Source organism: Candidatus Omnitrophota bacterium, assembly GCA_018894435.1.
In the GTDB taxonomy this organism is placed as follows: Bacteria; Omnitrophota; Gorgyraeia; order JAHIPI01; family JAHIPI01; genus JAHIPI01.
In genome coordinates, this window is the sequence record JAHIPI010000016.1 from 1 (window position 1) to 4,944 (window position 4,944).

The following is a 4,944-nucleotide window of genomic DNA, read 5'->3' on the forward strand; positions in this document are numbered from 1 at the left end:
GTTCAGCGTCCCGCGAGCATCAAACAATACCTCTTCAAGCATCATTGCCGCTGTCTGAACCGTAAGCATCCTGAAGTGATGATTGCCCATTATCTCGTTTATTTTATCGCTGAATGTATCAAGATAGAACGGATGCCCATCGGCGAATGCTATGAGGAAGTCAAGAAGCTCGTCCGTAACCTTGACCGTAGGCAGTTTTTTCTGAAGGAATGCCCTGCTCGTTTCGCAGTCAAACCCGCTCAGAGTGATCTTTTCAAAGTTGCCAAAAAGCAGCGAAAGCTTCTCTGAAAGTATATGTTTTATGGCATTTACCTCGGAACTCGCGACAATATACATCGTATCCTTCTGCGTCATTATCTTTTTTCCGAAACATTTGAACGGGTCCCTTATCCCGAGCTTTGCGAGATTATGAAATTCGTCAAGTATGACGACGCAAGGTTTTTTACTTTCTTTTTTTAAAATGGAACTTAAGTTTAGCAATTCTGAGTAGGAATCGTTATTCTCGCCTTTTTCTATCTGGCGAAGTATGCTCTTTATGCTTCCTACTGTTTCCGGTATGCAGTCTTCGCAGGCTCCCAGTAGGTAGTCAAGGTCGTCTCTGGCGTCCTGTCGGTTGTATTTTAGGAAATTATATAAAAGCGTCCCTATGAATTTGGTGGCGAATTGCTTGAAAGGCTCTTCCGTGACTTCGATGTAGATCGGTAGTATGTCACTGCCCTTTACAGTCAGTAAGAAGTGGTTGAGAAGCGATGATTTGCCGGTAAGCCTGTGCCCGGTAATGGCGACATTTTGCCTATAGCCGCCCTTAAGCGCATCCACTCTCTTGCCCAAAAGAGTCAAAATCTCGTTTCTACCGAAAAATTTTTCTCCTACAACAGGATCTATAAGCATAATCTAACACTTACGGCAAATAGTTGAATGGATTTTGCGGTTCGTGCCCTTTCCTTATCTGAAAATGAAGATATGGTTCGTTCGCCCTGCCGGTCTTGCCGACTTTGGCTATTACCGTACTCTTTTTTACCTCGTCTCCCGCCTTGACCAATATTTCTGAATTATGCGCATAAACGGTGGAAAAACCGTTTCCATGGTCTATTATAACGGTTTTTCCCAATCCTTTCATGTTTTCATCGACAAAACTTACCAAACCGTCATCCGCCGCTATAACGCCGGTGCCTTCGTTTGCTTCTATATCTATGCCTTTATTTGTTATGAGTCCTTTTTTTGCGCCGAAGTATGATATCACCTTGCCCGATACCGGCCATGCGAATTTGGTTTCGCCCCAAACACCCGGAGAGGTCCTTGTGTATTTCAGTTCTTCACTATCTCCACCGTGACGGGGAATAAAAAGTTTTTGTCCGGCGGATATCTTCGTGGCGTCGGGCAGTCTGTTGGCTCTTACTATATCATTTACGCTCACATCATATAACTTGGATATCTTCCAGAGGGTATCGCCTCTTTTTACCTCATAATAGACTCCCTTCGGATAGCGCGCTGAGGGCCGCTCGAGGCGTGGCCTTACAGATGCGCATCCGATCAGTGTAAGCGCAATTGCAAACGACACTAATATATATGTGTATCTTTTTATGCTCATGCTCTTTCGCCCTATTCTGTTCCAGCGGCCGCGTCGAAGGATGGAGCGGGTGAAGGGAATCGGCGCCCTCGCCTTCGCAGGAGCTTCGGCTCGGGTCGGCCACTCGCTCGCTGACGGCCGGTCCTTTCGGACTTACGGCCTTTTCCTCCCATTAGGTCGGCGCTCGCTCACTTCGATTCCAGAGACCGCTCAGCCTTACAAAAATACTGGAGCGGGTGAAGGGAATCGAACCCTCGCAACAAGCTTGGGAAGCTCGTATTCTACCATTGAATTACACCCGCATTCTACTCCTCCTACGCCGAATTGCTTTCGCGTTCGGCTTCGGAGGATTAATTCGACCTTATGACTTACGTCATAACCGTGCATCGTATGGTTCCGTAAGTCATGGTCTCATTAACATTGCCCGCCCGCTAGGCGGGTCCGCCTTGACGGCGGAAATTACACCCGCTTACCAAGTCAATATCTTGTAAGGCATTTGTAATCTTTATAGCGCCTCTTTATATCTTTGGGTTTTAGGCGGCTCAATTTTCGCAGGCTGAAGTCTTCTACTGTGTAAGACGCCATTACCGTGCCGTAAATGATAGCCTTTTTTATATCGTTATCGGCGATTCTTTTCTTTTTCCCCAAATACCCCATGAAGCCGCCCGCAAAAGTATCTCCCGCCCCGGTAGGATCATTTATTGTCTCCAAAAGATACGCCGGCGCCGAAAAAACGGAATCGCGCGAGAATAGTAATACGCCGTGCTCCCCCTTCTTAATGACTACCTTCTTAGGGCCGAGACTAAGAATGGACCTGCCGGCTTTAAGAAGGTTGGATTCCTGGCTAAATTGCCTCGCCTCCGATTCATTTAGAAGAAATATGTCCACTTTTTTTGCTACCTCTAAAACAGAACGCCTTTTATTTTGAAGCCAGTAGTTCATCGTGTCGCATGCGGTCAATCTTGGTCTATCCATTTGCTTCATTACCGAAAGCTGAAGCTCGGGGTCTATATTTGCTAAAAAGAGGAGTTCGTTTTTTTTATATTCCCGGGGTATTTTTGGGGAGAATCTCTGAAAGACATTCAAATGCGTATATACGGTTTCGGCATTGTTAAAATCGTAATCATATCTCCCTTTCCATGAAAACGTCTTACCGTCCGCCACCTCAAGCCCCTTTAAGTCTACCTTCTGCTTCCTGAGGAGCGATACGTACTTTTGCGGAAAATCCGTGCCTACCACCGCTACTAGATTTACTCTTGTGAAGAATGAGGCACTCACCGAAAAATAAGTGGCCGAACCGCCGAGCACTTTATCTACTTTTCCGAAAGGGGTTTCTATTGAATCCAGGGCCACCGAGCCCACTACAAGTATGGACATTTGTTAATTCTTCTTTCCCGAAGATACGGCTTCTTCGAACAGTTTTATGGAACAGTACTTGTTGCACATTGTGCAGACATCGCTCGTGATCGGGGCGGATGAGCGCCTGTATTCTTTTGCCCTTTTAGGGTCAAGGGAGCATTCTATCTGCTTCTTCCAATCCCTCTTTTTGCGCGCCAGTGAAATAGTGTTATCCATTTCAATAGCCCCTCTTACCCCTTTGGCTAAGTCGGCTGCGTGCGCGGCTATTTTAGATGCTATTACCCCCTCTTTTACGTCATCCAGAGTCGGTAGTCTAAGGTGTTCGGACGGCGTGACATAACAGAGAAAGTCAGCGCCGAAATAGGCAGCCATTGCTCCGCCTATTGCGCTGGTTATGTGGTCATAGCCGGGAGCTATGTCGGTGACGATCGGCCCCAAGACGTAAAATGGCGCGTTGTCGCATAAAGACTTTTCCATTTCTACATTCCTTTTTATCTGGTGCATCGGAACGTGACCCGGGCCTTCTATCATAACCTGCACGCCTCGTTTTTTACTTTTTCGCGCCAACTTTCCCAGCGTGATCAGCTCTGTTATCTGCGCTCTATCGGTGGCATCGTTTATGCATCCGGGCCTCATCCCATCCCCCAGGCTCAGGGTCACGTCATACTCATGCGCGATTTCCAGTATATCGTCAAAATATTCATAAAAAGGGTTTTCTTCGCCGGTTTTGGCTATCCACTGCGCTATAATAGCGCCGCCTCGGCTTACTATGTCCAGAATGCGGCCGTCTTCTCTCATTGTATTGAGCGCTTCTTTTGTTACGCCCGAATGGATGGTAAAGAAATCTACGCCTTCTTTGGCCTGGTTTTCCAGACATTTAAGCATATCATTTTTTGAAATATCCGCTATATCGCTGCCTTTGGATATCTTTTCCACGGCCATCTCATAAATAGGAACGGTCCCTACCGGCACATCGGATTTTTTTAATATGAGGCTTCGTATCTTTTTCAGGTTTTCACCCGTAGATAAGTCCATGACCGTGTCAGCGCCGGCGGCTACCGCTACGTTAAGTTTTTTAATCTCGAGATCTATGTCTTCACAGCCGGCCGAACTTCCTATATTGGCGTTGACTTTTGTCCTGAGCCCCATGCCTACGGCACAATACTTTTCTATTTTTCTGGACTTATTGGACGGTATTACGATAGAACCGTCTGCTATGCCGTTTTTAATATATTCCGGAGCGGCATTTTCATATTTTGCGACAAGCCGCATCTTTTCTGTTATCATGCCCTTCTTTGCGGACTCTATGAGTGTCATTTTGGTAGCGCCTCTACGTTTCTAATTCTCGTTTCAAAAGACAGGTTCGGCGATACACATCCTTTGATTTTATTACCGCCGATATAACCGCTATTCTATGCGCATCGAACTTTTTCAGGTCTTTTATTTTTTTTATATCTATGCCGCCTATCGCGAAAAACGGTATATTAACTTTTTGCTTTATTTTCTTCAAGATATGCGGGCCGAGAGATTCTGACTTTGGCTTACTTGGGCTTCTGAAGACAGGGCCTATGCCTATATAATCGGCGCCGTCCCGCTCCGCTTTTAATGCCTGCTTTAAGTTGTGAGTCGATATGCCTATTATCTTGCCCGGCAGTATTTTTCGCGCGCACTTGATGGGCATGTCCTCTTGCCCTAGATGCGTGCCGTCGGCATCCGTCGCCAACGCTATATCTACCCGGTCGTTTATTATAAAGATCTTCTTATGCCTTTTTGTCAGGCGCCGCAATGCGGTTGCTTCTTTAATAAGAACGGCATCGGAGGATATTTTATCGCGGAGCTGTATGATATCGGCGCCTCCGCGAAGGACATTCTCAGCTACTTTTAAGACGCTTCTTTTTCCTACGGCGTTCTTATCAATGATGACGTAAAGTTTAAAATTTTTCAATTAGCGCCTTCTCAAGCGAATAAAGCTCAAAGCGCATCTTTTTGAATTTATCCGCCGAAACAGCGCTCGA

5 protein-coding genes and 1 tRNA gene are annotated in these 4,944 nt (G+C 46.3%); all 6 read right to left on the bottom strand.

The genetic code is table 11. From position 1 onward, the window contains the following. On the bottom strand, window positions 1-891 hold an 891-nt coding region (locus KKI13_01150), incomplete at its 3' end, for an ATP-binding protein (GenBank protein MBU4487663.1). A gap of 10 nt (window positions 892-901) precedes the next feature. Continuing rightward, window positions 902-1,591, bottom strand: a complete 690-nt coding sequence (locus KKI13_01155; protein MBU4487664.1) for a LysM peptidoglycan-binding domain-containing M23 family metallopeptidase — start codon at window positions 1,589-1,591, stop codon at window positions 902-904. Between the two features lie 207 nt (window positions 1,592-1,798). Next, window positions 1,799-1,872: transfer RNA gene (locus KKI13_01160), tRNA-Gly, on the bottom strand. Between the two features lie 175 nt (window positions 1,873-2,047). Continuing rightward, window positions 2,048-2,947 carry a sugar kinase gene (locus tag KKI13_01165; GenBank protein ID MBU4487665.1) on the bottom strand — a complete coding sequence of 300 codons (900 nt, stop codon included), beginning with the start codon at window positions 2,945-2,947 and terminating at the stop codon, window positions 2,048-2,050. A gap of 3 nt (window positions 2,948-2,950) precedes the next feature. Next, window positions 2,951-4,246: a phosphomethylpyrimidine synthase ThiC gene (thiC, locus tag KKI13_01170; GenBank protein MBU4487666.1), complete on the bottom strand. Its 1,296-nt coding sequence runs from the start codon at window positions 4,244-4,246 to the stop codon at window positions 2,951-2,953. Window positions 4,247-4,259: 13 nt separating this feature from the next. Next, complete coding sequence (thiE, locus tag KKI13_01175; protein ID MBU4487667.1) at window positions 4,260-4,874, bottom strand: thiamine phosphate synthase; 615 nt, start codon at window positions 4,872-4,874, stop codon at window positions 4,260-4,262. Between the last annotated feature and the right edge of the window lie 70 nt (window positions 4,875-4,944).

Bases quoted from the DNA above. Each gene is read 5' to 3' on its own strand.
- KKI13_01165 (MBU4487665.1), bottom strand. From the start codon at position 2,947: ATGTCCATACTTGTAGTGGGCTCGGTGGCCCTGGATTCAATAGAAACC.
- thiC (MBU4487666.1), bottom strand. From the start codon at position 4,246: ATGACACTCATAGAGTCCGCAAAGAAGGGCATGATAACAGAAAAGATG.
- KKI13_01155 (MBU4487664.1), bottom strand. From the start codon at position 1,591: ATGAGCATAAAAAGATACACATATATATTAGTGTCGTTTGCAATTGCG.